The sequence below is a fragment of the Agrobacterium sp. 22094 genome, assembly GCF_052046015.1.
Lineage (GTDB): Bacteria > Pseudomonadota > Alphaproteobacteria > Rhizobiales > Rhizobiaceae > Agrobacterium > Agrobacterium cavarae.
Map to the genome: position 1 here is coordinate 2,004,226 of NZ_JBQEPX010000001.1, position 25,573 is coordinate 2,029,798.

General features: G+C 58.7%; 24 protein-coding genes and 1 tRNA gene. 10 read left to right on the forward strand and 15 right to left on the reverse strand.

What is annotated here, in order from left to right; genetic code table 11:
• Positions 1-114 precede the first annotated feature (114 nt).
• From ACTJK5_RS09760 to ACTJK5_RS09770, 3 genes are all read right to left on the reverse strand, one after another.
• Positions 115-780: a hypothetical protein gene (locus ACTJK5_RS09760; RefSeq protein ID WP_440612310.1), complete on the reverse strand. Its 666-nt coding sequence runs from the start codon at positions 778-780 to the stop codon at positions 115-117.
• Positions 781-791: 11 nt separating this feature from the next.
• Positions 792-1,073 carry a hypothetical protein gene (locus ACTJK5_RS09765; RefSeq protein WP_440612311.1) on the reverse strand — a complete coding sequence of 94 codons (282 nt, stop codon included), beginning with the start codon at positions 1,071-1,073 and terminating at the stop codon, positions 792-794.
• 75 nt (positions 1,074-1,148) lie between these two features.
• A complete protein-coding gene (locus ACTJK5_RS09770; protein WP_440612312.1) occupies positions 1,149-1,349 on the reverse strand; it encodes a hypothetical protein in 201 nt (66 codons plus the stop codon).
• Positions 1,350-1,596: 247 nt separating this feature from the next.
• Here ACTJK5_RS09770 and ACTJK5_RS09775 point away from each other — a divergent pair, with 247 nt between their 5' ends.
• The gene (locus ACTJK5_RS09775; RefSeq protein WP_440612313.1) at positions 1,597-2,139 is read left to right on the forward strand and encodes a hypothetical protein; all 543 of its coding nucleotides are present in this window, start codon (positions 1,597-1,599) and stop codon (positions 2,137-2,139) included.
• A 161-nt stretch (positions 2,140-2,300) separates the two neighbouring features.
• On the opposite strand, the gene ACTJK5_RS09780 is transcribed toward ACTJK5_RS09775, so the two are convergent.
• Positions 2,301-2,630: a hypothetical protein gene (locus ACTJK5_RS09780; protein ID WP_440612314.1), complete on the reverse strand. Its 330-nt coding sequence runs from the start codon at positions 2,628-2,630 to the stop codon at positions 2,301-2,303.
• Between the two features lie 201 nt (positions 2,631-2,831).
• Here ACTJK5_RS09780 and ACTJK5_RS09785 point away from each other — a divergent pair, with 201 nt between their 5' ends.
• Entirely contained in the window at positions 2,832-2,981 is a 150-nt protein-coding gene (locus ACTJK5_RS09785) for a hypothetical protein (protein ID WP_440612315.1), read from the forward strand.
• Here ACTJK5_RS09785 and ACTJK5_RS09790 read toward each other — a convergent pair.
• On the reverse strand, positions 2,978-3,364 hold the full coding sequence (locus ACTJK5_RS09790) for a hypothetical protein (protein ID WP_440612316.1): 387 nt from the start codon (positions 3,362-3,364) through the stop codon (positions 2,978-2,980). The two genes, ACTJK5_RS09785 and ACTJK5_RS09790, sit on opposite strands and share 4 nt — an antisense overlap.
• A 162-nt stretch (positions 3,365-3,526) precedes the next feature.
• The gene (locus ACTJK5_RS09795) at positions 3,527-3,733 is read right to left on the reverse strand and encodes a hypothetical protein (protein ID WP_440612317.1); all 207 of its coding nucleotides are present in this window, start codon (positions 3,731-3,733) and stop codon (positions 3,527-3,529) included.
• A gap of 214 nt (positions 3,734-3,947) precedes the next feature.
• Here ACTJK5_RS09795 and ACTJK5_RS09800 point away from each other — a divergent pair, with 214 nt between their 5' ends.
• Positions 3,948-4,475 carry a DUF488 domain-containing protein gene (locus tag ACTJK5_RS09800; RefSeq protein ID WP_440612318.1) on the forward strand — a complete coding sequence of 176 codons (528 nt, stop codon included), beginning with the start codon at positions 3,948-3,950 and terminating at the stop codon, positions 4,473-4,475.
• Positions 4,476-4,713: 238 nt separating this feature from the next.
• A complete protein-coding gene (locus tag ACTJK5_RS09805; protein ID WP_440612319.1) occupies positions 4,714-5,163 on the forward strand; it encodes a hypothetical protein in 450 nt (149 codons plus the stop codon).
• Positions 5,164-5,505: 342 nt separating this feature from the next.
• On the opposite strand, the gene ACTJK5_RS09810 is transcribed toward ACTJK5_RS09805, so the two are convergent.
• Positions 5,506-5,582 (reverse strand) — tRNA-His (locus tag ACTJK5_RS09810).
• Between the two features lie 313 nt (positions 5,583-5,895).
• On the opposite strand from ACTJK5_RS09810, the gene ACTJK5_RS09815 reads away from it, so the two are divergent.
• Positions 5,896-9,759 (forward strand): ATP-binding protein, encoded by a 3,864-nt coding sequence (locus tag ACTJK5_RS09815; protein WP_440612320.1) that lies wholly within the window; start codon positions 5,896-5,898, stop codon positions 9,757-9,759.
• 94 nt (positions 9,760-9,853) lie between these two features.
• Entirely contained in the window at positions 9,854-11,494 is a 1,641-nt protein-coding gene (locus ACTJK5_RS09820) for an ABC transporter permease (RefSeq protein WP_440612591.1), read from the forward strand.
• A 319-nt stretch (positions 11,495-11,813) separates the two neighbouring features.
• Here ACTJK5_RS09820 and ACTJK5_RS09825 read toward each other — a convergent pair whose 3' ends face one another.
• The 6 genes from ACTJK5_RS09825 to ACTJK5_RS09850 form a co-directional block, all read right to left on the reverse strand.
• Positions 11,814-13,709, reverse strand: coding sequence for an acetoacetate--CoA ligase (locus tag ACTJK5_RS09825; RefSeq protein WP_440612592.1), 1,896 nt, complete (start codon positions 13,707-13,709; stop codon positions 11,814-11,816).
• An 84-nt stretch (positions 13,710-13,793) separates the two neighbouring features.
• Positions 13,794-14,606: an ABC transporter permease gene (locus tag ACTJK5_RS09830; protein WP_062426026.1), complete on the reverse strand. Its 813-nt coding sequence runs from the start codon at positions 14,604-14,606 to the stop codon at positions 13,794-13,796.
• A gap of 3 nt (positions 14,607-14,609) precedes the next feature.
• A complete protein-coding gene (locus tag ACTJK5_RS09835; RefSeq protein ID WP_062426027.1) occupies positions 14,610-15,518 on the reverse strand; it encodes an ABC transporter permease in 909 nt (302 codons plus the stop codon).
• A gap of 11 nt (positions 15,519-15,529) precedes the next feature.
• Complete coding sequence (locus ACTJK5_RS09840; protein ID WP_113259939.1) at positions 15,530-16,687, reverse strand: ABC transporter ATP-binding protein; 1,158 nt, start codon at positions 16,685-16,687, stop codon at positions 15,530-15,532.
• A gap of 78 nt (positions 16,688-16,765) precedes the next feature.
• Positions 16,766-17,863 (reverse strand): polyamine ABC transporter substrate-binding protein, encoded by a 1,098-nt coding sequence (locus ACTJK5_RS09845; protein ID WP_113259938.1) that lies wholly within the window; start codon positions 17,861-17,863, stop codon positions 16,766-16,768.
• 185 nt (positions 17,864-18,048) lie between these two features.
• Entirely contained in the window at positions 18,049-19,467 is a 1,419-nt protein-coding gene (locus ACTJK5_RS09850) for a helix-turn-helix domain-containing protein (RefSeq protein ID WP_440612321.1), read from the reverse strand.
• A gap of 239 nt (positions 19,468-19,706) precedes the next feature.
• Between ACTJK5_RS09850 and aceA the strand changes: the two genes are divergently transcribed.
• Together aceA and ACTJK5_RS09860 are read left to right on the forward strand one after the other, a co-directional pair.
• The gene (gene aceA, locus ACTJK5_RS09855; RefSeq protein WP_440612322.1) at positions 19,707-20,996 is read left to right on the forward strand and encodes an isocitrate lyase; all 1,290 of its coding nucleotides are present in this window, start codon (positions 19,707-19,709) and stop codon (positions 20,994-20,996) included.
• Between the two features lie 102 nt (positions 20,997-21,098).
• A complete protein-coding gene (locus ACTJK5_RS09860; RefSeq protein ID WP_062426031.1) occupies positions 21,099-21,344 on the forward strand; it encodes an SMc00767 family acetate metabolism repressor in 246 nt (81 codons plus the stop codon).
• On the opposite strand, the gene ACTJK5_RS09865 is transcribed toward ACTJK5_RS09860, so the two are convergent.
• Positions 21,341-22,210 carry a LysR family transcriptional regulator gene (locus ACTJK5_RS09865; RefSeq protein ID WP_440612323.1) on the reverse strand — a complete coding sequence of 290 codons (870 nt, stop codon included), beginning with the start codon at positions 22,208-22,210 and terminating at the stop codon, positions 21,341-21,343. The genes ACTJK5_RS09860 and ACTJK5_RS09865 overlap by 4 nt on opposite strands.
• An 85-nt stretch (positions 22,211-22,295) precedes the next feature.
• Between ACTJK5_RS09865 and ACTJK5_RS09870 the strand changes: the two genes are divergently transcribed.
• The gene (locus tag ACTJK5_RS09870; protein WP_440612324.1) at positions 22,296-22,700 is read left to right on the forward strand and encodes a hypothetical protein; all 405 of its coding nucleotides are present in this window, start codon (positions 22,296-22,298) and stop codon (positions 22,698-22,700) included.
• A gap of 124 nt (positions 22,701-22,824) precedes the next feature.
• Here the strand turns inward: ACTJK5_RS09870 and ACTJK5_RS09875 are convergent, their stop codons facing one another.
• Entirely contained in the window at positions 22,825-24,009 is a 1,185-nt protein-coding gene (locus tag ACTJK5_RS09875; RefSeq protein WP_440612325.1) for an NAD(P)/FAD-dependent oxidoreductase, read from the reverse strand.
• 127 nt (positions 24,010-24,136) lie between these two features.
• On the opposite strand from ACTJK5_RS09875, the gene ACTJK5_RS09880 reads away from it, so the two are divergent.
• Entirely contained in the window at positions 24,137-25,573 is a 1,437-nt protein-coding gene (locus ACTJK5_RS09880; protein WP_062426035.1) for a glutamine synthetase family protein, read from the forward strand.

The following is a 25,573-nucleotide window of genomic DNA, read 5'->3' on the forward strand; positions in this document are numbered from 1 at the left end:
ACCGCGCGGGCGATCCTGCAACACAATGAAACGGGTGTCGCATCCTGTGGGTGGAAGCCCTAAAAAAGAAGGCCGTGGAACCTCCCGGCCTTGCTCGAAAGTGCTTGCCGTTTTTTAGGCCGCTAGTTCCTTTACGGACGCTTCGAGGTCTGAAAGTGCTCCTGGCTTTACTGGACACCGCCAACGCTCATATTCAGCGCCGATTTGACCGATCGAGTGCTCTCCATAGCCATGACGAAGTGCGATTGCTTTGATGACATCGTCGCGGCCTGCCGAATTTAGGCTGTAAGCCGCCCGACGCCAGCGAGAACGTTCGCTGAAGCGTACCGAACCGACCAATGCGACTGCCTCGTCCAAATCGAAACGTTCGTTGTTGCCTCGCGTGAGAAATCCACCGTGGTTTTCCGCCACCTCAATCGCGCGAGGCAGAAAAGTGTGGGGCCCTTTGGAAAACGTGCGTCTATCGAATGACACATATCTAGCAGGTCGGATTGCTTTCGCAACGCCGTAGCCTTCGCCCCCGAACCACCTAGCAATTGGATCGTCGACAAGCGCCCAGTGAAGCCTCGATGCTTCGTCGCGGAGGAGTTGGAGATCATCGGCCGGGATCAGGCGGTGCTGCGCAGACGTATGGCTCGTGCCGTACTGCTTCAAAGTCTGAGCGGACTTGTGTGTCAGCGCCGCTCTTGTTCGCGGACCGCAGCCGAGGTTTGTCAGCGCCGACGCTACCTCACGATAATGCGTGACGATCTGCTCTGGAATAAGATTGAACTGTAGCATGAATTTCTCCTTCAGGCAGCCAAGCGCGAACCGGGACGGGGGACAACTTGGATCCAAGTTGCCAGCTCAGCACGGCTCTGGAAGTCTCGGTCATCTATCGCAGCCAAGTCCGTGACCCAAATCTCGAAGACGCCGTCCTCACCGAATTCGCGGTCGGTCGTCTCGATGAACGTCATGTCGACGTGCTCTTTGATTGCCGTCTTCACAGCGACCTTAAAAACGGCGCGTGCAACGGAAGGCGCCTCGGCCTCCGCGACGACGTCGCCTTGCATGTCTAACGCGTATGCGTACATTGATTCTCCTTGGGTGGGGGGTTGGGCCACCGCGACCCCCGGAGGGGTTTCGGCCGCTGCCCAAGGCGGCCATCGTCAGGCGGCTGGACGAGACAGATCGAACGTTGCCACCGACGTCGACTCTGGATGTGACACAAGCTTCATCGGCTTCGGCAACTTGAAACCGATGTCCTCTATCGCGTCAAAAAGCGCCGGGCTGTTGTTGCTCACGACCCAATACTTGCACCGCTCCAGCGGCAAAACTTCGCCCAGCTCATTTACGAGATACATCGTCATGTTCGTCCTCCTCTTCGAGCATCCCCTGACGCCCGCCCACTGATCATTGTTGTCTACCTCAACGTAGACAAGATGCCGGAGAGCAGTCTGCTCGGCTCTAAAAAAATGCTCAGAGGAATGGCTCGCGGCGTCAACTAACTTTTTTCGAATCCTTCCGACCGGGGCGTGGATTCCGCCGGCGGCGTGGATTCGTTGTCGTTCTCGCCGCCGGCGAGGATGCTCGAATCCTTCAACAAGGGAGGACGACATGAAGAAGAATTGGTGGAACCCGCTAACGTGGTTGGCGGGCATATGGGGAGTGTTCTCGTCGATAGTCGGAGGTTTCCTCCGGCTGTTCGGGTTGAGGCCGCCGACACCGCGCATGCAGCACGAGAACCTACAGGTCGAAGACGTCGACCGCGCCTACAATGACGCCGCTGCTGCCGAAAACATTGACGACTTCGCGCCGGAGATCGATCAGCGCGCGCATGGATTTCTCCGTTACATCGAGAGCAGCCCGGCGGAGAGAGCGGCGTTCGACCTTTCCGTATTCGACGAGCGCCTGCAGGACTTCATTCTCGGACTGTCGGAAGACGACATCGAGGAGCTTCGTCGCCGAGGCCCCGTCGGCCAGCTTCAGGCCGCTCTTATCGGGCGCATCCCCGCCGGCATGGAAATGAAAGCGGCCCCGGATGTTCGTCCGGAGCCGTCGAAGGCGGACCTGGTGCGCAAGCGTTTTCTAGCCGCTGTTCGCGGGCTGCCGCAGGACGACGCCGACGGCTACTCGCTGGACTACGCTCCGAGCCCGTAGAGACATCCGAAAGCCGAAAAGGATTCGAGGCCGCTCTCCAACCGGGGCGGCCTTCTTCTTTTCCTGCTCGTGCGCATAGAGTGCCTCCGCGAGGCCATCATACTCGTCGAGCACGTGACCGTACCGGGCATGGAGGTCGTCGAGGGCGTCGGCGGGGATCATCATGCGCCGGCCTTCTGACGCGCGTTCATGCGGTCGATGTACGACTGACGCTGCTCGAGCGCGGCACGGAGACGAGCGACTTCGGCTTCGAGGCTTGCGACATGGCGGACGGCACGAATAGCTACGCGTCCCAACTCGTCCGCACGACCGCGCGCTTCATTGAGCTCGTCCGCGTACTGGGCGGCAGCGCGACGCTCGCGGCCGCGGCGGACTCCTTCCATGCCGCTCTCGTGGCAGTCAGCGAGCACGTTCGCGATGATGGCGGTGCCGAGGAAAAGCTGACCTGCTGCCATGCCGGCTGGATCGCGTGTTGTGAAGAGATTGGACATACGCTGCACTCCTTTTGTCAACAATTAGCGGCAATCGATCGCACTTGGAGTCGCCTGTCAACATTATTTTTCAAGCACTTAGGATCTTATGGATGCCGGACGCCTAACGTTAACCAGTAGATAGAGAGCAACCGCAAAATATCGGTCGACGCCGTCGTCCGGGCGCCATATAGCGACGTATGTTCGTTTTAGGAGACGCTCATGAAGTTTAAGCAAATCGTCGCGGAAGCGCGTCGGTGGTCTGCCGTCGACTGGTCGCCGCGAGAGCCGGACTATACGTCGCGAAGGGGATGGCGTCGCGTTCTGTGGAAGCTCGTGCATAGCATGGAGCACTGGTATCGCCCCTTCTAGCGACGCAGCCGAGCTATGGTGAGCTTGTTTCCGATGCGATTCTGACACCCAGTACATACGAGCTTGGATTCGAGGGTGGTCAGATATACCCGCTTGCCAAGGCGCCTGGCCTGTTCCCATCGGTCGAACAGCCCCTTGTGCCGACAGCGCGCGCAGCGGCCTCCGAGGACATACCACTCCTCAAGCTGTCCCAACGTGATGTCGATTTCCTTCGGCGCGGCCGCCGTCGTATTCGAGACGGCCGTCGTCACTCCGGGAGCGGCGTGTCCGGGGCTCTTTCGCAAGACATGCGATGCCTGCCATTGAGGTGTACGACGATCTTTCCCGGCCGCGCTAGGATCGATGCCATCAAGGCCGCGCAGCTCACGGAGAAATCCGTGCATGTCGAGATCGTCTCCAGCAGCTCGCCGCCGGCTTCCGGCTCCTCGCTCCAGACTTGGACGCGATACTCGGTTTCAGTCGACGGCGGCGGCGTCCGTGCGGAGCCTTCGCCGACCGTGTAGCCGACTTCAGGCGCGCCAAGTCGATGCCTTTTCGGTGCTTCATCAGACGCGACCGATCCCCTTACTCAGCAGACAGCTTGCAATATGTAGCTGGTCACGCAGGAAATCAGCGTCCGCAAGGAGCTCTCGCACCGCTGCGCGAGGATCGCCGCCGCACGCGTTGATGACGGATTCGACGAGATCGACTTCCTGCGCCGTCTCAGGCGGGCATCCCTCAACTGAGATATTGAGTGCGAGCTGTTCGGGCATGACGGACATCTCCGTGAGACGTGGTAGGAAGGCTTTCCGGTGTCAACGGAATTTGTTCCTATTTTGTTCTAATTCATCCAGGAGTCAAGATCCTTCTCAGTTGTCACGACGCTGTTGCGCCCGCCTATGTAATCCGTATGGTCCGCGTAGCCGGCGTCCATTCTCGGGCAAGCCCGATCATGCACAACAACGACGTCTGGACGAAAGGAATAACATGCCGAGCTTGATGACGATTGGATACGAGGGGTCGACTATCGACGACTTTGTAAAGACACTCGAGGTCGCCGGCGTAAAGGTCCTTGTCGATGTCAGGGCGGTGACCGTTTCCCGGAAGAAAGGTTTTTCCAAGAACGGTTTGGCCGCACGTCTGCGCGAGCACGGGATACAGTACATCCACGCAAAGCACCTGGGCGATCCGAAGCCCGGCCGTGAAGCCGCGCGCGCTGGTGACTTTAAGTCGTTCCGCCGGATCTTCGGGGAGCACCTCGCAACTGATGATGCTCAAGCGGCGGTCCGCGAAGTTGCGTCTATTGCAGCAGAATCGATGACCTGCCTGATGTGCTACGAAAGAGACCCGTCGACTTGTCACCGTCAGATTGTAGCGACTCAACTCAAGGATTATGACTTTACTTGTTTCGACTTATTCGTGGACAAGAAAGACAGGTATGAGCGCCAGCCGGACAAGCTCCCAAGTCACAATCCTAGTAAAAGCGCTCCCGCGCCCGAGCAGCGGACATTCTGAAACCGTATGCTGTGCAGGAATCACCTCTGACGGTCAGTGGAAGCGCCTTTACCCCATCCGTTACCGACACGGCGGTGAAAACTTCAACCGCTGGGACAGGGTCGCCTTCGACTATGTGGCGAACTCCCAGGACAAGCGTGTCGAGAGCTGCAAAGTCCTGCAGGGAACGATCAAGAATCTTGGTAAGTGCGCGGACGCAGATAAGCGGCCGTTACTCGAGCCATTGATTACTCCGTCAATGGAAGCTGCAGCGGCCCTCGGACGTTCGCTGACGGCGATCCGTCCTGATCAGGTCCGCTTCGTATTTCGACCGAAGCCAGCAACCGCGATACAGCAGGAAGCCGACGCCTACACGAGGTCGGCAAGGCAAGCGAACATGCTTGACCAAGAAGTGGAGCCATTCGAGCCGACGCCATACATGCTGGCCTTCACGTACGTCGACGAGGCAGGCGTGCGGCACACACACCAGTGCGGCGATTGGGAAACGCACACCGCCTTCTGGAAGTGGCGTCAATCGTACGGCGAGGAGCGCACCCTTCAGATGCTAAAAGAGAAGTACGAGGGTGAGTACGTGAAGAAGGGCGTCGCGTTCATTCTGGGGACGCTTGCGAAGCGGCCTAAGCAGTGGACCCTCCTCGGTGTCGTCCGGCTCGACAAGGGCTCCTATCAGACGGGCTTCTCCTTCTAGCGCTCGCGAATCTTGCAGAGGCCCGCGTCACGGTAAAGGCTGTGACGTAGCTCATGGAGAGCGCCGGTCGTCGAGTGGACGTCCGGGACATAGCCGCGGCCGCCTCCCCTGGCGTCCTCCCTTTGCCCGCGGCAAGGCGTCGGATGCGTGTCATCTTCGCGTGCGTCGGTTCGATTCCGACCGTCACCTCTCCCCGCTAGATCCAATTCTGTGGACAAGTCGAGACAGGGCAAGAGGCTTAGCGTTTGGTATGGTGACGGTATGGGGAGTAAAACAGACGTGAAGCTAGGGGCTGTTGGCTTCCCTAGCTTCACGTAAGTGTCTGTTTTCACAAAAGAAAAATGGTACGGTTGAGTGGGGTCGAACCACCGACCTCAGGTGCCACAAACCTGCGCTCTAACCAACTGAGCTACAACCGCACAAGAGACGCTTGCGCGTCACGGGGCTCACATACGGGGAGTTTTTCCCTTTTGCAAGTCCTTCTCTAATTTTTGCGAAAAAACATATAGAAAGCAAGCGCGTTTTCCCATGCTCATCCAGCACCCGGATCGGCGGCGTTCCGGTCCACGTGATATTAACTCTATTTCCCAATTCCCTCAGGCGATTATGGACCCGGCGGCCCTGTGAAGTTATTTAAGATTCTGTTAACGTCACGCCGATGCAGGCTGTGTGGTGCCTCATGAGGAGGCCGTGCGGCAGCGAAGGTCACGTAGTGCCAAAGTAGGTTCCGACATGCCCGCCGTTCAATACCCGTTTATCGACATAGCCGTGCATGAGCGCGTTCGGGAGAAATTCGCCAAGGGTGAAGCGCTTGCGCTGTTCTCGATGGACCTCAAAAGCGCGCTCTGGGCGAACGGACGCGGTGCTGCTCTTTTCGGCACGCCGATGATCTATGATTTCATCGAGCATGGGCCGAAAGCGCAGGATGTGACCTTCCGTCAGGTGACGGGTGCTGCGAGCCGGCTGCATAATATCGGTGACCGCCAGCAATTCATGATCCGCGTTCCGTCGGGCTTTCGCAGCGTTGCCGTCTCTGCCGCCCTCGAAGTGATCGAAGTCGAGCGGCAGCAGCCGGTGCTTCTCTTCTCCGCTATGTTGGATCAATCCGGCCTGTCATTGGAAGAACGCGCCTGGAGGATGATCGAAGGATTCGATGATCCCGATATTCATATGGCGGTGATGGATGAGAGCGGCGCGATTATTGCCGCCTCTGGAAAATTTGCCGATCTTGAAATCGCACCGCAGACCGCCAAGACTTTGATATCGATGGCGGCGCGCCATGCCAGTAAGCTGGTGAAGCGCCCCGTGCCAACGGGCAAAGGCTATCTGCCCGCTGCGACTGCGCAACTGACGCAGGAGCCCGTTCTCAATCTCGTTTTCGTGGTCGAGACCGCGCTCGGCAGACTCGATCCCTCCTCCGAGTTCATCGAGGAGCGGCCTGAACCAAAGGCTGTCCCGGTCGAGGAACAGGCTGAGTTGGCGCCCAAGCCCTCGCAGCAACTGGCGTTCGAAAGCGTTCTCGACGCGGTCGCACAGATCGAAGAGACGGATGACGAGCAGCAAGAGGCGGACGAGCACGGCGTTGCAGAGGCTATCTCGAACGAGGACCAGTCTGTTTTCCTAGCGTATAAGCAGGATACGGACGAGGAGCTCGAAACAGTTGAGGCGCTTTCGCCTGCAGACGATTTTCTTTTGGCAGAAGAAAAAGCTCCAGCAGCGGTTTCGATACCAGACGAAGAGCCCAGCTATAGCGCCACGGCCGATAACACCGACGACGCACAAAGCCTGGAAGACGGTACGTCCGAGGCACAGGAAGCGCATTTCCCGGAGGCCGCCGAGCCCCAAGCGCTGACGATTGACACGCACGAGCCGACCGACGAACCGGCCCCCCCCTCGCCTTTCGTGTTCAATCAGAATGGCAGGGCAAGCCGTTTCGTCTGGAAGATCGATGCTGCGGGTTGCTTCAGCTCCATTTCGCATGAGTTTGCCGAAGCTGTGGGGCCGAAGGCTGCGGCGGTCGAAGGCATGAGCTTTTCCGACCTTGCTGCCCTCTTCAACCTCGATCCGGAAGGCAAGATCGCCGAACTCTTGAAGCGCCGCGACACATGGTCGGGCAAGACGATCTACTGGCCTGTGGAGGGCACGTCCCTCGCCGTGCCGATCGATCTTGCCGCCCTTCCAACCTATACCCGGGCGCGTGAATTCGACGGTTTCCGTGGTTTTGGCATCGTGCGGATCGCCGATGCGGTGGAAGACCCACATGCGGCAGGCCTCGTGCTGGCGGGAGAGAGCCATCCCGACGACGAGCTAACGATTGCCGAGGACCAGCAGGATGACGCGGCGGCGGTAGAGCCCGATGTCTCCGCTGACGTCACCCCAACCCACGTCGAAGAACCCGTTCCGTTCTCCTTCGTGGATGAAGACGAGGCAGAGGCAGAGGCCGACGCGGTTGAGACGGACGTGCTCGAAACGGATTCCGTGCCGGAAGATGCGCAGCCGCAGCGGTTCCACCAGCCGCCGGAACATGAGGTTCCGGTGTTGAAGATTGCCGAGAAGCCGGTTCAATCCTATTCCGACAAGGTCGTGCATATCGATGAACACCGCAATCGTCGCGACGGCCTGACGGCCAGCGAACAGGCGGCGTTTCGCGAAATCGGCCGGACACTGAAGCCCGTCGAAGACGAGGAAGCGACGCTGGTTGTTTCTGAACACGCGCCGTCGGACGATGGAGCCGAAGAGATTTCTGTCGAGGCAGAAGCCGAAGACGCTGTTGCGGCTGCCGTGGAGACAGAAGACGCCAAGGCTGAGGCCGACGAACCGGTTGTGGCCGCCGATGCCGTCGACGCCGATCAGCCAGCCGCACCAACCGATGACGATGCATTCCACGCCTATACGCGTGGTGACGAGCCTGTGGCCTTTACCCATCCGCCCATCAGCACCCGCATGGAAGGCGGCCATGATGAGGATGAGGATGAGGATGAGCACGACACCGCTGCTGCCGAGGAACCGGCCACGCAGGATGAGGACGTCGATCCCGCCATCGACGATGAGGCGGTCGCGCTCGCGCCTTCCACCCGTGTTTCAACTGGACTGACGCCGGAGACTGTCGACCAGATGCCGGTGGCGCTTCTTATCCACAGCGGCGACCGTCTGATCCATGCCAACCCCGAGTTCCTGCGCCTGACCGGCTATACGGATCTCGACGAATTGACAGCGCTCGGCGGTCTGGATGCGCTGCTGCAGCGGGAAGAATTGGACAATGTTTCCGAGCGCAGCGGCGGCATGGTCGCGGTGAGCGCCGAAAACGAACTCATTCCTGTGCGGGCAAAGCTGCAGTCGGTTCGTTGGGAGGAGGCAAGCGCTTTGATGCTGTCGCTTATCCCGACCGAAACGGCACGAGATGCTGCGCCCGTTCATGCGGCTGATGTAACGGGCGAAGAGCCGACAACTGACAACGCAGAAGACTCCGACCGGATGAAGGGCGAGATCGAGGAGTTGCACTCCATTCTGGAGACGGCGACCGATGGCGTGGTCCTGTTGGACGAGGATGGCAGTATCCGTTCGCTCAACCGCTCGGCCAGCGCCCTCTTCAATTACGACAGTGCCGAAATCGCCAACAAGCCTTTCGTGACGCTGTTTGCGCATGAGAGCCAGCGGGCCGTTCTGGATTATCTTTCGGGTCTTGCCAATAATGGTGTGGCGAGCGTGCTGAACGACGGTCGCGAAGTGATCGGTCGTGAAGCCTCCGGCGGTTTCCTGCCGCTCTTCATGACGATCGGCCGGTTGAAATCCACCAATGGTTATTGCGCGGTGATCCGCGACATCACCCAGTGGAAGCGGACCGAGGAAGATTTGCGCAACGCCAAGCGCGCGGCAGAGACCGCGAATGCGCACAAGACCGACTTCCTGGCGCGTGTCAGCCATGAAATCCGCACGCCGCTCAACGCGATCATCGGCTTTGCCGACATGATGGCGACGGAGCGTTTCGGGCCGATCGGTCATCCGCGTTACATCGAATATTCCAACGACATCGTCCGCTCCGGGCGCCATGTCCTCGACATCGTCAACGATCTTCTGGATATCTCCAAGATCGAAGCCGGCCAGATGGATGTGGATTTCAAGGCGGTGGCGCTGAACGAAACAATCGCGGAAGCCGTCTCGCTGGTGCAGCCGCAGGCGAACAACCAGCGCGTCATTATCCGAACTGCCTTGTCGCAATCGGTCCCGCCGGTCGTCGCGGATCTGCGCTCGATCAAGCAGATCCTGCTCAACATCCTGTCGAATGCCATCAAGTTCACGCCGTCTGGGGGCCAGATCGTCGTGTCGACGGCCTATGAGGCGAATGGCAGCGTCGTGCTGCGGGTGCGCGATACCGGCATCGGCATGACACGCTCGGAACTGGAGCAGGCAATGAAGCCGTTCCGCCAGGTCTCGGCTTCCAGCAGCCGTGTTCGTGGCGATGGAACAGGTCTCGGTCTTCCATTGACGAAGGCAATGGTGGATGCCAACCGTGCCAACTTCTCCATCACCTCCACACCGAATGAAGGAACGCTGGTGGAAATCAGCTTTCCATCGCAGCGGGTTCTTGCGAACTGATCGGCACAGCTGTTAGCAACATCCGTGGCCGACACATACCGGTCACGGAAGGATAAACGCCTTGCATCCAGCCGAACATCCAACCGCCGCGTCGATGCGGGCAGGATCGCGCGTCAGCCCGCTGACGATCGCGGCGATGCTGCTTTCCGCGCTGGTCGCGATGCCGCTGATTGCCATATTCGTCATCGCTCTGACGGGTGGCACCAACGGCTGGCAGCATCTTCTCGTGAATGTCCTGCCGCGATCCGGCGCGCAGACGCTGCTTCTGCTTGTCATGACGGGCGCCTTCACCGCGATCACCGGTGTCACGACGGCTTGGCTCGTGACGATGTTTGACTTCCCATTCCGCCGGCTCCTCTCCTTTGCTCTGGTGCTGCCGCTGGCGATCCCGTCCTATCTCGCAGCCTATGCATTTGGTGAGTTTCTGGATTTTGCTGGCCCGGTGCAGAGCGGGCTACGCGCTCTCTTCGGCTACCAGACCATTCGCGATTACTGGTTTCCCGATATTCGCTCGCTTGGCGGCGCCGTGCTGATCCTGGGTTCGGTTCTTTATCCTTACATCTATCTCTCCACCCGCGCGGCTTTCGGGTTGCAGGGGCGGTTTGCGGCCGATGCGGCGAGGACGCTCGGCGTCGGCCCTTTGCGCCTTTTTCTCTCCGTCCAACTGCCGATGGCGCGTCCTGCAATCATCATCGGCCTCGCGTTGGTGATGATGGAGACGCTGAACGATATCGGCGCGGTGGAGTATCTCGGCGTGCATACGCTGACCTTCACCATTTACGAGACATGGCTCAACCGCGGCAATCTCGCCGGCGCGACACAGATCGCCGCGTGCCTGGTCCTCATCGTCGGAGCGCTTATCGTCATCGAGCGGAGAGCCCGCAGGCGACAGCGTTTTGCAGCCGGTAAAGCGACGGCGATGCATCAGCGCTCCGCACGAGTAAGACTGTCGCCAGTCCGTGGGTGGCTCGCGACACTTCTCTGCGCGCTGCCCTTCTTGTCCGGCTTTGCGATCCCCGTCCTCGTGCTCGGCAGCTACGCTCTCAAAAGGCTGAACGGGCTGGCCGATCCCAAGCTCCTCAAGGCGCTGCTTCACAGTCTGGAAGTCTCGCTACCAGTGGCGGTTATCACTTTATTCGGCGGTTTTCTTCTGGCCTATGCGCAACGGGAACGCCCCTCATGGCCGACGCGCTTTGCCGTTCGCGTGGGCTCGCTCGGTTACGGCATACCTGGCACAGTGCTTGCCATCGGGGTTTTGCTTCCACTTGCCGGTCTCGACAATGCGGTGGATGGGATAATGCGGGGCCATCTTGGCATCTCGACCGGGCTTCTTTTGTCCGGCACAGCCTTTGCGATCATCTATGCGCATAGCGTGCGCTTCATGACGCTTGCGGAAGGCACGGTCGACGCCGGGTTCCAGAAGCTGTCGCCCCATCTCGACATGGCATCACGCACACTTGGCCGAACCCGGCTTCAGACGCTGGTCGGCGTGTTGCTGCCCAATATCCGGCCCGCCGCGATTACGGCATCGCTGCTGGTGTTCATCGAGTCGCTGAAGGAACTTCCGGCTACGATCATGCTGCGGCCATTCAACTTCAATACGCTGTCGACGATGGTCTATGAAAGTGCGTCACGCTCCCGCGTGCAGGATGCAGCGCTTCCCGCGCTCGTCATCATTGTGGCCGGGCTGGTGCCTGTCATCCTCGTCTCACATTCGCTGGACGGTGACGCTTAAAGTGTTCTTGTTTTCCGCATCGTGTTTTCAGAAAAATCGCGCTCGATTTTCGGGCTGATGCTCAAAAAAAAGAGGCAGCTGACGCTGCCACTAAATTTGTGCTTTCAACGAGAGTAGGATCGAAAATACATCATGTCTTTTTGGAGCCACCGGCTCTCCATCCCGTCATCGAATGGACCCGCGTTGGATTCATTTTTGGACAATTCACTTTAAGAGAAGGTTAAAACCGCATCCCACCTTTGACGGGCGACAATTCCTATCGGTCGTCAAGCGATGGCTAAATCCGGCGGCGATTTCCCGGCATCATCCGCCCCAACACTCAGTTCTGAAGCGCCTCGATACCTTCGAAAAGGGCAAGCGCCTCTGGATTGGCAAGCGCTTCCTTGTTCTTGACTGGCCGTCCATGGACCACATCGCGCACCGCCAGTTCTACGATCTTTCCGGATTTCGTTCGCGGGATATCGGCCACCGCGATGATCTTCGCCGGAACGTGACGAGGCGATGCTCCCGTTCTGATGCGGTTCTTAATGCGTGAGATCAGCGCATCATCCAGGCTTGCACCCTCCTTGAGGCGAACGAACAGCACGACGCGCACATCGCCATCCCACTCCTGCCCAATGCAGAGCGCTTCCAGCACCTCGTCGATCGTCTCCACCTGATTGTAGATCTCCGCCGTACCGATGCGCACGCCGCCGGGGTTCAGCGTGGCATCCGAGCGCCCGTGAATGATCAGCCCGCCATGCACCGTCCATTCAGCGAAGTCGCCGTGGCACCAGACATTGTCGAAGCGGCCGAAATAGGCCGCACGATACTTTTCACCATCCGGATCGTTCCAGAACATGATGGGCTGGCAGGGAAAGGGTGCGGTGCAGACGAGCTCGCCCTTCTCGCCACGAACCGGCTTGCCCTCATCATCCCAGACATCCACCGCAAGACCGAGGCCCGGCCCCTGGATCTCGCCTTTCCAGACCGGCTTCACCGGATTGCCGAGCACGAAGCAGGAGACAATATCGGTTCCGCCCGAAATTGACGCAAGCTGGACGTCGCTCTTGATGCCGTCATAGACGAAGGAGAAGCCTTCCGGCGATAGCGGCGATCCTGTGGACGTGACAAGCCTCAGCGCCGAAAGATCATGGGTCTTGTCCGGTTCCAGGCCGGCCTTGCGGACCGCATCGATATATTTGGCCGATGTGCCGAAAACGGCAAAGCCCTCATGTTCTGCATAGTCGAAGAGCACAGTGCCATCCGGCGCGAATGGCGAACCGTCGTAGAGGCAAAGCGTTGCGCCCGAAGCAAGGCCCGTCACCAGCCAGTTCCACATCATCCAGCCGCAGGTGGTGAAATAGAAGAAGCGCTCGCCCTCTATCAGCTCACAGTGAAAGCGATGCTCTTTCAGATGCTGGAGCAGCGTTCCGCCAGCCGAATGGACGATGCATTTGGGAACGCCGGTGGTGCCGGAGGAGAAGAGGATGTAGAGCGGATGGCTGAACGGCTGGCGGACGTAATGTAGCGCTTTGGGCTGAAAAGGCCGAATGACATCATCATAGTGAAGAATGCCGGCTTCATTCTCCTGGTCGGTCTGCGTGGTTCCCGCATAGGGCACCAGCAGTAGCGGAACGCCGAGTTTTTCGGCAACCGCCTTGGCCTTGTCCGCCACCTCCTGCCGCTTGCCATTATACCAATAGCCATCGCAGGCGATGAAGAGTTTCGGTCCGATCTGCCCAAAACGATCCAAGACGCCCTGTTCGCCAAAATCGGGCGAGCAGGAGGACCAGACGGCACCGAGCGATGTGGCGGCCAGCATCAGCGCCACGGTCTGCGGCATGTTCGGCATCATTGCGGCAATGCGGTCGCCAGCCTCTATGCCTCTCTCGGCGAAGGCCTGCTGCAAGCGTGAGACCTCTTCGCGAAGTCGATCCCATGACCAGCGCGCCTCGCCCTTGTCTTCACCGCGGAAGATAATTGCATCCTCCGATCCGCTATGGCTTAGCAGATTTTCAGCAAAATTCAGCTCCGCATCCGGGAAGAACCGCGCGTGGAGCATGTCATCACGGTCGATGAGAACGCGTTCCCCCGCCTCTCCGATCACGCCGCAATAGGTCCACACCGCACTCCAGAAATCTTCGCGCGCCTCCACAGACCAGCGGTGGAAGGCGTCATAATCGGCAAAGTGTACGCCATAGCGGTTGGCGCACCAGTCGATGAAGTGCGTCATGGGCGAGTGCGCGATACGCTCAGCCGACGGTGTCCAAAGTGGGTTGGTGTCAGTCACGGTGGCCTCCTCCTGCCCCCAATCTACTCAGCCTTTTGCAGCGGCGTGCTCATCCCTCATGCGCTGGAGTTCGCTCCGCTTGGAGGTGATGGACGCGCAGATCACCCCGATCGTGACGAGGCCAATCAGGATCGTGCAGACAGCGTTGATCTCCGGCGTCACGCCAAGACGGACCTGAGAGTAAATCTTGATCGGCAATGTGGTGGCGCCCGGTCCGGTGGTGAAACTTGCGATGACCAGATCGTCGAGCGACAGGGTAAAAGCCAGCATCCAGCCGGCGACGACAGCCGGCATGATCAAGGGCAGAGTGATGCGGAAAAAGGTCTTGACCGGGGGGCAGCCGAGATCGAGCGCCGCTTCCTCCAGGCTGCGATCGAAGGTCAGAAGCCTGGACTGCACGACGATCGCGACATAGCACATGGTGAAGGTCGTGTGGGCGATGACGACCGTCCAGAAGCCGCGATCCACCCCGATGGAAACGAAGAGCAGCAGCAGCGACAGGCCGGTAATCACCTCCGGCATGACGAGCGGCGCATAGATCATGCCGGAGAAGAGGACCCGTCCCGGGAAGCGGGCAAAGCGTGTCAGCGAAAGTGCCGCCAACGTTCCAAGAATCGTGCCGATGGTGGCGCTCAGCACGCCGACGCGCAGCGTAATCCATGCCGCATCCATCAGTCCCTCATTCGACCACATGGACTGATACCAGTGCAGCGAAAATCCGCCCCAGACCGTCACCAGTTTGGAGGCATTGAAGGAATAGATCACCAGAATGAGGATCGGAATATAGAGGAAGGCAAAGCAGATGGTGAGGATCGTGGTGTCGAACTTGCCGCGTTTCATGGCTCAACCCACCTTTTTCTGCTGGTTCTGGAAGATGGCGATCGGCACCACCAGCAGGAGGAGCAGGATGACGGCCACCGCCGAGGCGAGCGGCCAGTCGCGGTTGCCGAAAAACTCGGTCCACAGTGTCTTGCCGATCATGAGTGTCTGAGCGCCGCCGAGAAGATCGGGAATGACAAACTCGCCGGTGATGGGAATAAAGCAGATCATCGAACCTGCCACGACACCCGGCAGCGACAGGGGGAAGGTGATCTTCCAGAAGGCCTTCCACGGCGGGCAGCCAAGATCGGCAGCGGCTTCCAACAATGTGTTGTCGAGCTTTTCCAACGCCGAATAGAGCGGCAGCACCATGAAGGGAAGATAGGAATAGACGATACCGATGAAGACGGAGGTCTCGGTGCGGAAAATGTTGACCTGTTCGTCCGGCCCGAGAAGGCCGAGCGACTGGAACAGTACAGTCAGCAGCCCCTCCGGCTTCAAAATGCCGATCCAGGCGTAGACGCGGATCAGGAACGATGTCCAGAACGGAAGGATGACGAGCATCACCAATGTCGGGCGGACGTGGCTCGGGGCGCGCGCCATAGCAAGCGCCATCGGATATCCGACAAGAAGGAGCAGCACCGTTGAAATGACGGCGATCCGCAGCGACGACAGATAGGCTTCGATGTAGAGGGGGTCTTCAGTCAGGAAGATGTAGTTGTCGAAATCGAGCTGCGAGAAGAACTCACCGATCCGGCTGAAGCCTTCGAAGACCGGCACGTATGGGGGCATGGCGATCGCGGTATCGGAGAGCGAGATCTTCACAATGATGAAGAAGGGCGCTGCGAAGAACAGGAACAGCCAAAAATAAGGAACGGCCACCACCAGCCATTGCAGTGGGTTTCGGCGGCTTTCAGGAGAAGGGATCGCCATTTGTCGCTCTCCTATCGCGTCAGAACCAGGCCGGAATCGGATTTCCAGGTGAGCCAGACCTTGTCATCGAAGGTGATGGGGCGATCGACCAGACGCGAGACATTGGCCTGGGCGGCACGCATGATGCGGCCATCATCGAGCTTGACGATGAAGATGGAGAAATCTCCCAAATAGCCGATATCCCAAACCTCGCCATGTGCGACATTCATCGCTTCATCGGCCGGCGCGTCAAGCGAGATGCGGACCTTCTCCGGTCGAACGGCAAAGGCCACCTGGCTGCCGACGGCGGCCTGACATTCCTGCTCCACCGTCACCTTCAGACCTTCGCAATCCAGCACGACCTGAGCGGGCTTGCCTTCTGCGGGCGCCTTGCTCTCGACCTTCGCTTCGAAAATATTGATGTCGCCGATGAAGTCGGCCACGTAGCGACTGTTCGGCGCCTCGTAGATTTCGGCAGGCGTTGCAACCTGTACGACGATGCCCTTGTCCATCACCGCAATACGGTCCGAGACGGTCATCGCCTCCTCCTGGTCGTGGGTAACGATCAGGAAGGTGAGGCCGAGCGTCTGCTGCAGATCCATGATTTCGAACTGGGTTTCTTCGCGCAGCTTCTTGTCGAGAGCGCCGAGCGGCTCATCGAGGAGCAATACTTTGGGGCGCTTGGCGAGCGAACGGGCAAGCGCCACGCGCTGGCGCTGGCCACCGGAAAGCTGGCTTGGTTTGCGCTTAGCAAACTCGGTGAGCTTGACGAGGCGCAGCATCTCCGCGACGCGGTTGGCAATATCGGCCTTGGGCAGGCCGTCCTGCTCCAGACCGAAGGCGATGTTCTTTTCCACCGACATGTGGGGGAACAGCGCATAGGACTGAAACATCATATTGGTCGGGCGCTTATAGGGGGGCACGCCTGAAATGTCTTTTCCCTGCAACAAGATGCGCCCTGAGGTCGGCTCCTCGAAGCCCGCCAGCATGCGCATCAGCGTGGTCTTGCCGCAACCGGATGGCCCGAGCAGGGAAAAGAATTCGCGCTCGTAAATATCCAGCGTCAGATTGTCGACGGCGGTGAAATCACCAAATCGCTTGGTCACGTTTTCGAACCGGATGAAGGGGACCGAGGATGGATCTGTCCAGGGAGAGAATTTGCGTTTTACCGGGCCGAGTGATTTCGCCATGACCTGCTCTGTTTGATTGCGAGAGTGCCGAACGTGAAAGGGGCAGACTGTCACCGCCTGCCCCTTTGTCAAATCCGATCAGGTGCCGGTCTTTATCTGTGTCCAGACTCGGTTCAAAACGCGCTGTTCACGCGGCCCATAGGGCGAGATGGTGAAGAGCTTCTTCATCGTCGCCTCGTCTGGATAAACGGAAGGATTCTTCGCAACCGCCGGGTTCATCAGGGCCTGGGACGCAAGATTACCGTTGGCGTATTGAACAAAGTCAGAAGCCTTCGCAGCCACTTCCGGCTTCATCATATAGTTGATGAAGGCATGTGCCTCTTCGACATTCTTGGCATCGGCCGGAATGGCGAAGGAGTCCATCCAGATATAGGTGCCTTCCTTCGGAATGACGTAGTTAACCTCGACGCCGTTCTTGGCTTCCTCGGCGCGGGTCTTGGCCTGCAGCACGTCACCGGACCAACCGATGGTGATGCAGCTATCGCCATTGGCAAGCTCATCGATATAGGCGGAGGAATTGAACGTCTTCACATAGGGACGGATCGCCTTGTAAACATCGCCGCCAGCTTCCAGATCGGCTGTCTCCTTGCTGTCCGGGTTCTTGCCCAAATAGTTCATGGCAATTGCAAAGGTCTCGTCCGATGCGTCGAGAATATTGATGCCGCAGGACTGCAGCTTCTTTGCGTTTTCCGGCTTGAACAGAATGTCCCAGCTATCCACCTTCACGTCACCGAGAGCCGCCTTCACCTTGGCGACATTGTAGCCGATGCCGGTCGTGCCCCACATGTAGTTGACGGCGTACTCGTTGCCGGGGTCGTACTGCGCCAGACGCGTGGTAATTTCCGGCCACATGTTCTTCAGGTTCGGAAGCTTGGACTTGTCGAGCTTCTGATACACGCCCGCCTTGATCTGGCGTGCGAGGAAGGGCGATGTGGGGGCCACGACATCATAGCCGGAATTCCCCGCCAAGAGCTTCGTTTCCAGAACTTCGTTGCCGTCATAAACGTCATAGACGACCTTGATGCCCGTCTCCTTGGTAAAGTCCTCAAGGATCGAAGGGTCGATATAATCGGACCAGTTATAGACGTGGACGACCTTTTCCTGGGCAAAGGCAGCGCCGGCAGAGAGAACGGCCGTGGCAAAAGCCAGGGTGAAACGAAGCGATCGATAACTCATGATTTCTCCTGATGTGGCGCATGACGAGAAACTGCGCAAACCCCTTTGTTTTGGCAGAGACTAAGAAGGAAAATCAGCCTCCGCAAGCAGAAATGTGCAGTGCGAAAATTTCAGGCAGATGACGTCTCGACGCGGCGGTCGTAGGCCTGCGCAAAAGCCCCGCATCGCGCGTCTTTCGTGCCAAGTTATTGAAAATCGAAGACGCTGAGGCCCGTCACCATTTCATCGAGACCGAGCGGACGTGTCAGCGGTGCCTCCGCTCGCGACAGGCAGCCCTGTCTTTCACACAATCGGCAAGACGGTCCGATGGCGACTGCGCTGGTCGACGCAGAGAGCGCTTCGCCATAGACGATATCCTTCGCGTGCGCCGTTTCTGTCACGATCATCAAAGCCGTACGGCGCACCCGTTCCCCGAAACCGGCCTGAGGTCCTTCGAGCGTGCGTGAGATGGTGATGTAGGAAGCGCCGTCCGGCATTTCCGTACTCTCAACCAGTATCTGCCCGGGCTGGGCGAAGGCCGCATGAATATTGAGCCTAGGACAGAGACCACCGAATTTCGCCTGCGGAAAGCCCTGCGCGCCTGCCTTGCGAAAGCGGTTTCCGGCACTGTCGGTTTCCATCATGAAGAAGGGAACTGCCGACGATCCAGGCTTTGCCAATGAGACAAGACGATTGGCTGCCTGTTCGAAGGAGACGTTGAAGCGTGCGCGCAGCACGTCGATATCGTAGCGCGCCCGCTGGGCCGCAGCCAGGTAGGCGGCATAGGGCATCATCAAAGCGTGGGCGGCATAGCGCGCGAGTTCAAAACGAGCGATGCGCTTTGCTTCTTCATTTGAAAGCGCAAGCGCCTCCAGCTCCTGCGAGATTTCATCCGTCAGCGCGAGCAAAGACACTTCCATCGCCAGTTCCCGAAGCTGGTCATGCATCGAAAGCCGCTCGGACAGAAACAGACGCATGGAGTGCCGGTCATACCGGCGACGCAGATTCGGCATGACATGGACCGGCAGGCTGCGCACGATGATGCCGTGGTTCTTCTGCAACCAGGATTTCAAAGCCGATGTCAAATCGTCGCTCGCTCCGAGTGCCGCATGGAAGCTCTCCGCCGCGCCATCCAGAAGAGCGAAATGGGCAGGCCTGCTTTCGAATATCTGCCGGACCTCGTCGATCGGCAGGCGTGTGGCCGAGAGCGTCGTCTGATGACCCTCGCGCGCCAGAAGGTCGGAGAGATCGCTAAGGCGCTTGGCCTGTTCGCTATAGGCCCGGTAAAGCTTGACCACGCCCATGGCGGCGTTGGGTGCGGCTTCGGCCACTTCGACAAGTTCCTGTGGCGAGGGAATTTCCCCTGCCAGCAGCGGATCGGCGAAGATCTCCCGCAACTGGCTGGCGGTGCCGCCGCTTTCGCCTTGCAGGTCGTCGAGATCGACCTTGTAGACTGAAGCGAGCTTCAGCAGCAGTTGCACCGTCAAGGGACGCTGGTTGCGCTCGATCAGATTGAGATAGGAAGGTGAGATTGACAGCGCTTCCGCCATGGCGGTCTGCGTCAGGCCCAAGCCGTTTCTCACCCGGCGCACACGCGGCCCTGCAAAGATCTTGGTTTCCGCCATCATCCCTCCCCTTTGACAAAAGCTCACAAAAGACGAGCGTTCTTCTCTTTTACAAAATTTACATTTTTACAAAGACATCTGTCAAAGACGATACAGCATAACCCGTTTCAAGTCACTGTTTTTCCTTTTCATCTAGCCATAGAAAACCGATAAATGTAAATTCAGTCACATCGGATCGCTGCTATCGATCCAAAGCAGAAGCAGCGGGAAGTGACAGCACATAGATACGGGAGAGAGATGTGACTGATTTTTACAAGCTTGTTCCAAATGCTCCGAAGGGACGCTTCGACGGCATTGAGCGCACCTACACGGCGGACGATGTTTTGAAGCTGCGCGGCTCGGTCGATATCCGCTATTCGCTGGCCGAAATGGGCGCCGACCGCCTTTGGAAGTTGATCAACGAAGAAAGCTTCGTCAATGCACTCGGTGCGCTTTCCGGCAACCAGGCCATGCAGATGGTTCGCGCCGGTCTGAAGGCCATCTATCTTTCGGGTTGGCAGGTTGCGGCAGACGCAAACACCGCATCCGCCATGTATCCTGACCAGTCGCTCTATCCGGCGAATGCCGCACCCGAACTTGCCAAGCGCATCAACCGCACGCTTCAGCGCGCCGATCAGATCGAAACTGCCGAAGGCAAAGGTCTTTCTGTCGATACATGGTTCGCGCCGATCGTTGCCGATGCCGAAGCCGGCTTCGGCGGTCCGCTCAACGCCTTCGAAATCATGAAGGCCTTCATCGAGGCGGGCGCGGCGGGCGTTCACTATGAGGATCAGCTGGCATCGGAAAAGAAGTGCGGCCATCTGGGCGGCAAGGTTCTGATCCCGACGGCGGCGCATATTCGCAACCTGACGGCAGCGCGCCTTGCGGCAGACGTCATGGGGGTTGGGACCCTCGTCATTGCCAGAACCGACGCGGAAGCGGCAAAGCTTCTGACATCCGATATCGACGAGCGGGACCGCCCCTTTGTCGATTACGATGCCGGTCGCACGGTTGAAGGTTTCTATCAGGTGAAGAACGGGCTGGAGCCCTGCATCGCCCGCGCCAATGCTTACGCGCCCTATTGCGATCTGATCTGGTGCGAAACATCCAAGCCGGATCTGGAGCAGGCCCGCAAGTTTGCCGAAGGTGTTCACAAGGTTCATCCGGGCAAGAAGCTTGCATACAATTGCTCGCCGTCCTTCAACTGGAAGAAGCACCTGGACGATGCGACCATTGCGAAGTTCCAGCGCGAGTTGGGAGCGATGGGCTACAAGTTCCAGTTCATCACACTTGCCGGTTTCCACCAGTTGAATTACGGCATGTTCGAACTGGCACGCGGCTACAAGGATCGCCAGATGGCAGCCTATTCGGAGCTTCAGGAAGCGGAATTTGCCGCCGAAATCAACGGCTACACCGCAACCAAGCACCAGCGCGAAGTCGGCACCGGCTATTTCGACGCGGTCTCCGTCGCGATTTCCGGCGGCACCTCATCCACCACCGCCATGAAGGAATCGACCGAGCACGACCAGTTCCGCCCGGCCGCAGAATAACATCCGAAGTATAAGACGCTTCAGGTACTTGTTTTAACGCATGTCGTGATCCGCAAACCGCTCAAAAGCTTTGCGCGGCATGCTCTTTGAGGAGGAAAGACAATGGCTTCGATTTCGAGAGTTAGAGAACGGGCAGAAGAACAGTCCTCTGCCATGACGCAGGACCAACAGGCTGCCATCCGTATGCTGGCAAACGACCTGCACCGTCTCAACCAAGCGGTCATGAATGCGGTCGAGGCGGGAATCTCCGTCGAACTCGTCCGCTCCGCCCGCCACCATGGCGGCGACGGAAACTGGGGCGATCTGCTGATTCCGGTCATCGTCGCGCAGAGCAAGGCTGCGGCCTAATCCGGTACGCCGCGTCCGGCATAAAGGTCGGAATGCTGCTTGATGAGCCTCACCATTCGGTCCGCCACCGTCCGTATATCGCGGCGGTGGCGGTCTTCATTGTTCATGACCAGCCACTGTGGATGGCGGAGCTCTTCGATCTCTCCTCCCTCTCCCACCAGCCGCGTATCCGCATCGCCGATGAAGCAGGGTAGCACTGCTGTACCGGCACCGGACAGAACCAGTTCGCGCAGACCTGAAGGCCTGTTCACGGTGACGACGACGTGCTCCGCCCGCGCCTCATACGGCCAGCGCAAATAGGCGGAAATCGCATTTTCTTTGTCCACGACAATCCAGCGATCCGCCAAAGATTGCGGCGCATTGCGCAGTCTGTAGGCGGCGTAGGCGACATTGCCAGTCTTGATCGCAGCGAGATTGCGCTCCTCCGGCTCGAAAGCGCGGATACCGATATCGTTCTCGCGATGGGTCAGCGCTGCTCTCTGTTCGGCGATGAAGAGATCGATGCGAAAGCGATCTCGCTCGCTGCAAATGGCGGAGAAATTGCTCATGATCAGTTGAGCATTCCATGTGCCGAGCGCAACGCGCACCAGCGAAGAGGTCGCGCTGGATTTTCGCCAGCCTTCGATCGAACCCGCGGCGTCTTCCATGACATGAAGATTGTCGAGAAGCATGCGCCCATCTGCCGTCAGGGCGTAGCCCGTCTGGCTTCTGACGAAGAGAATCTTGCCGATCCGTTGCTCAAGTTCCAGCATTCTGCGACCGATCGTTGCCGGGCTGAGGCCCGATGTGGCCGCCGCACCCGTCAGGCCGCCGCCACGCGCAACGTCGAGGAAAAGCTGATAGGAATCCCACCCGATGTTTTTCATGAATGAAAAACGTAAGCCAATGCTGGCGGCAGATAAAGCAGAAATTTGAGTGCAGAGTCAGATCGACCGATCAACGGAGATAACCATGCACGGACTCTACCTCGCCTATGGCATGATCAAGACACCTGAACCTCAAGGTCCAAAGGCGCGCCGCGAAGCGGAGGAAAAATTCTATGCTGAATTTCGCGTACCGGGCATCTTAACCCGTATGGTTTCAGCCTTTAAAAACGTCAGGCGCAGATCAGAACGCGATTGCGATCAAGGCGGCCAGAGCGCCAGCCGCGATCAGGCTGAGGCGAAAGGTAATGAGGAGGTTGTCATTGCGCGTGCTGGCAATAGCGACGGCGCGGGCGCGATTTCTGGACATCATCATGAGCGGCTTCCAACGAAAAACTTGACCGATCAATGCCGGGTTCCGGCGTCCAGCGAGACCTCATGTTCCAACTCGCGTTGTGCTGGCATAGAGGTCAGCATGACTCGCGCCTCTTAACAAGATGTTAAAGCATCGCCGCGTTGCAGCATTTCTGGCAAGAGTGGTTTCCGCTTTGCACTCAGAATGCGTCAGAGGAAGCCGTTTGCGCAAATTCGGCGGACGCAGGCTGACGGGATTTGCCCTAAACGGACTCTCCTGCAGCGTAACCGGATGCCCAGGCCCACTGGAAATTATAGCCGCCGAGCCACCCCGTAACATCCACGGCCTCACCGATGAAATAGAGGCCCGGAACAGCTTTGGCCTGCATGGTTCTGGAATCGAGATAACCAGTGTCAACGCCGCCAAGCGTGACTTCGGCGGTGCGGTATCCTTCCGAGCCAGATGGCCTGATCTGCCAGTCCTGCGCGCTGGCTGCGAGCGCCATCAGCGCCTTGTCGGAAAGGTCTGCGAGATGACTGGTAAGGCCCGATTGCTCCACCAGATATTGCGCAAGCCGCTTCGGCAGAATCTCGCCAAGCGCCGTCTGGGCGGATTGACGGCCATTGGCTTTCTTGGCGGCCTTGAGTTTCTCGGTGATATCGATATCAGGCTCGAGCTTCAGGCGAATGGCATCGCCTTCCCGCCAATAGGATGAGATCTGCAATATGGAAGGACCGCTCAAGCCGCGATGGGTGAAGAGCAGCGCTTCGCGAAACGTCGTTTTCCCGTGTGAGATATCGGCTGGGACCGCAACGCCGGAGAGAGGCGACAGCCGCTCCAACTGCGACGGATCGAGTGTTAGCGGCACCAGACCGGGACGCGGCTCGACCAAAGGGAGCCCGAATTGCTCGGCAAGCTTGTAAGCAAAGCCAGTGGAGCCCATCTTGGGAATGGATTTGCCGCCAGTGGCAACGACCAGGCTCTTTGCCTCGATCACTCCTTGCGAGGTCGCCACGCGAAGGCCACCTGTTGCCATGCCCTCGACCGATGTGATCTCAGTCTGTAGCCGCAGCTTGACACCACCGGCCTGCATCTCCGTCAACAGCATGCGAATGATGTCTTTGGCGCTGTCGTCACAGAAGAGTTGGCCGAGTGTTTTCTCGTGCCAGGCGATCTTGTGCTTCTCCACCAGATCGAGAAAATCGCGCGGCGTGTAGCGGGCGAGCGCCGATTTGGCGAAATGCGGGTTTTGCGACAGGTAGTTCTTCGGCCCGGCGTGGATGTTGGTAAAGTTGCAGCGCCCGCCGCCGGAGATGCGGATTTTCTCTCCCGGCGCCTTGGCATGATCGAGGATGATGACGGAGCGGCCGCGCTGACCGGCACGGATGGCGCACATCATGCCTGCGGCGCCCGCGCCCAAAATCAGCACATCACATTTTTCCGTCATGGATTTTCCTTATCCTTGTTGCACTCCCTCTTTTCGAAGTCAGGCTTCTTGTCAATGCGCATTCCCCTCTCGCCAATTGTCAAAGTCTGACTATTATGCCCCCAGTCGAAACAGACACCGGTGATTTATGCCCCCCAAGAAAACCATGCTCCGCCCGAAGAAACCGGCAACCATGGCGAAGAAACCACCCGTTGAACTCTCCTCTACCCGCGGCGTCTCCACATGGCGCGAAGCGGCGCAATGGTTGAAGGTACGCGGGATCGAAGACATTGAATGCATCACCCCCGATCTGGCAGGCGTTGCACGCGGCAAGATGATGCCGACGGCAAAGTTCACCGGCGACACCTCGCTGGCGCTGCCCTCTGCGCTCTATCGTCATACCATTTCCGGCGATTATCCGGACGAGACCGCAAATTTCCGCTATGAGCCGCGCGACAGCGACCTGAAGCTGGTGCCCGATCTTTCCACGCTCTCCGTCGTACCGTGGGAAAGCGATCCGACCGCACAGGTCATCTGTGATGTCGTGGACCAGGAAGGCAAACCCGTTTCCTACACGCCACGCAACGTCTTGAAGAATGTGCTGTCTCTTTATCAGGACAAGGGCTGGAAGCCGGTGGTCGCGCCGGAAATCGAGTTCTATCTCGTGGCGATGAATGACGACCCGGATTATCCGCTGCATCCGCCAAAGGGCCGTTCCGGTCGCTCCATCGTCGGCGGCCAAAGCTATTCGATTGCCGGCATCAACGAATTCGACGAATTGATCGACGATATTTACCACTTCTCGGAAAAGCAGGGTCTGGAAATCGACACCCTCATCCATGAAGAGGGTCCGGCGCAGCTGGAAATCAACCTGCGCCATGGCGATCCGGTGGAGCTTGCCGATCAGGTGTTTCTCTTCAAGCGGACCATTCGCGAAGCCGCGCTGAAACATGGCATCTATGCTACCTTCATGGCGAAGCCCATGCAGGCTCAGCCCGGTTCTGCGATGCACATTCACCAGTCCGTCATCGATATCGAGACCGGCCAGAACGTGTTTTCCAACAAGGATGGCACCCCGTCGAAGGAGTTCTTCTCCTTCGTCGGCGGCATGCAGCGCTATGTGCCGAACGCGTTGGTGATGCTGGCGCCTTACGTGAACTCTTATCGTCGCCTGACGCCGGATATGGCCTGCCCGGTGAACAATGCCTGGGGTTACGACAACCGCACCACGGCGTTTCGCGTGCCGATTTCCGGACCGCAGGCACGGCGCGTGGAAAATCGGCTGCCGAGCTCCGATGCCAATCCGTATCTCGCGCTTGCCGCGTCGCTCGGCTGCGGCTGGCTTGGGATCATGAACAATATCGAACCGACGGAGCCGACCTACGAGACCGCCAATGAAGGCTCCATCGAGCTTCCACGCGGTCTGCTCGAAGCCGTCGCACTTCTGGAACAGGAGCAGCAGTTCGAACGCATCTTCGGCAACGAGTTCGTCGGTCTTTATGCGGGCCTGAAACGCGGCGAGTTCGAAACCTTCATGCAGGTGATCAGCCCATGGGAGCGCGAGTTCCTGCTGCTGAACGTGTGA

What these genes read in the sequence shown, in the direction of transcription:
- ACTJK5_RS09760 (WP_440612310.1), bottom strand. Translation starts at nt 780, where the DNA reads ATGCTACAGTTCAATCTTATTCCAGAGCAGATCGTCACGCATTATCGT.
- ACTJK5_RS09765 (WP_440612311.1), bottom strand. Translation starts at nt 1,073, where the DNA reads ATGTACGCATACGCGTTAGACATGCAAGGCGACGTCGTCGCGGAGGCC.
- ACTJK5_RS09770 (WP_440612312.1), bottom strand. Translation starts at nt 1,349, where the DNA reads ATGACGATGTATCTCGTAAATGAGCTGGGCGAAGTTTTGCCGCTGGAG.
- ACTJK5_RS09775 (WP_440612313.1), top strand. Translation starts at nt 1,597, where the DNA reads ATGAAGAAGAATTGGTGGAACCCGCTAACGTGGTTGGCGGGCATATGG.
- ACTJK5_RS09780 (WP_440612314.1), bottom strand. Translation starts at nt 2,630, where the DNA reads ATGTCCAATCTCTTCACAACACGCGATCCAGCCGGCATGGCAGCAGGT.
- ACTJK5_RS09785 (WP_440612315.1), top strand. Translation starts at nt 2,832, where the DNA reads ATGAAGTTTAAGCAAATCGTCGCGGAAGCGCGTCGGTGGTCTGCCGTC.
- ACTJK5_RS09790 (WP_440612316.1), bottom strand. Translation starts at nt 3,364, where the DNA reads ATGCACGGATTTCTCCGTGAGCTGCGCGGCCTTGATGGCATCGATCCT.
- ACTJK5_RS09795 (WP_440612317.1), bottom strand. Translation starts at nt 3,733, where the DNA reads ATGCCCGAACAGCTCGCACTCAATATCTCAGTTGAGGGATGCCCGCCT.
- ACTJK5_RS09800 (WP_440612318.1), top strand. Translation starts at nt 3,948, where the DNA reads ATGCCGAGCTTGATGACGATTGGATACGAGGGGTCGACTATCGACGAC.
- ACTJK5_RS09805 (WP_440612319.1), top strand. Translation starts at nt 4,714, where the DNA reads ATGGAAGCTGCAGCGGCCCTCGGACGTTCGCTGACGGCGATCCGTCCT.
- ACTJK5_RS09815 (WP_440612320.1), top strand. Translation starts at nt 5,896, where the DNA reads ATGCCCGCCGTTCAATACCCGTTTATCGACATAGCCGTGCATGAGCGC.
- ACTJK5_RS09820 (WP_440612591.1), top strand. Translation starts at nt 9,854, where the DNA reads ATGCGGGCAGGATCGCGCGTCAGCCCGCTGACGATCGCGGCGATGCTG.
- ACTJK5_RS09825 (WP_440612592.1), bottom strand. Translation starts at nt 13,709, where the DNA reads ATGACGCACTTCATCGACTGGTGCGCCAACCGCTATGGCGTACACTTT.
- ACTJK5_RS09830 (WP_062426026.1), bottom strand. Translation starts at nt 14,606, where the DNA reads ATGAAACGCGGCAAGTTCGACACCACGATCCTCACCATCTGCTTTGCC.
- ACTJK5_RS09835 (WP_062426027.1), bottom strand. Translation starts at nt 15,518, where the DNA reads ATGGCGATCCCTTCTCCTGAAAGCCGCCGAAACCCACTGCAATGGCTG.
- ACTJK5_RS09840 (WP_113259939.1), bottom strand. Translation starts at nt 16,687, where the DNA reads ATGGCGAAATCACTCGGCCCGGTAAAACGCAAATTCTCTCCCTGGACA.
- ACTJK5_RS09845 (WP_113259938.1), bottom strand. Translation starts at nt 17,863, where the DNA reads ATGAGTTATCGATCGCTTCGTTTCACCCTGGCTTTTGCCACGGCCGTT.
- ACTJK5_RS09850 (WP_440612321.1), bottom strand. Translation starts at nt 19,467, where the DNA reads ATGGCGGAAACCAAGATCTTTGCAGGGCCGCGTGTGCGCCGGGTGAGA.
- ACTJK5_RS09860 (WP_062426031.1), top strand. Translation starts at nt 21,099, where the DNA reads ATGGCTTCGATTTCGAGAGTTAGAGAACGGGCAGAAGAACAGTCCTCT.
- ACTJK5_RS09865 (WP_440612323.1), bottom strand. Translation starts at nt 22,210, where the DNA reads ATGAAAAACATCGGGTGGGATTCCTATCAGCTTTTCCTCGACGTTGCG.
- ACTJK5_RS09870 (WP_440612324.1), top strand. Translation starts at nt 22,296, where the DNA reads ATGCACGGACTCTACCTCGCCTATGGCATGATCAAGACACCTGAACCT.
- ACTJK5_RS09875 (WP_440612325.1), bottom strand. Translation starts at nt 24,009, where the DNA reads ATGACGGAAAAATGTGATGTGCTGATTTTGGGCGCGGGCGCCGCAGGC.
- ACTJK5_RS09880 (WP_062426035.1), top strand. Translation starts at nt 24,137, where the DNA reads ATGCCCCCCAAGAAAACCATGCTCCGCCCGAAGAAACCGGCAACCATG.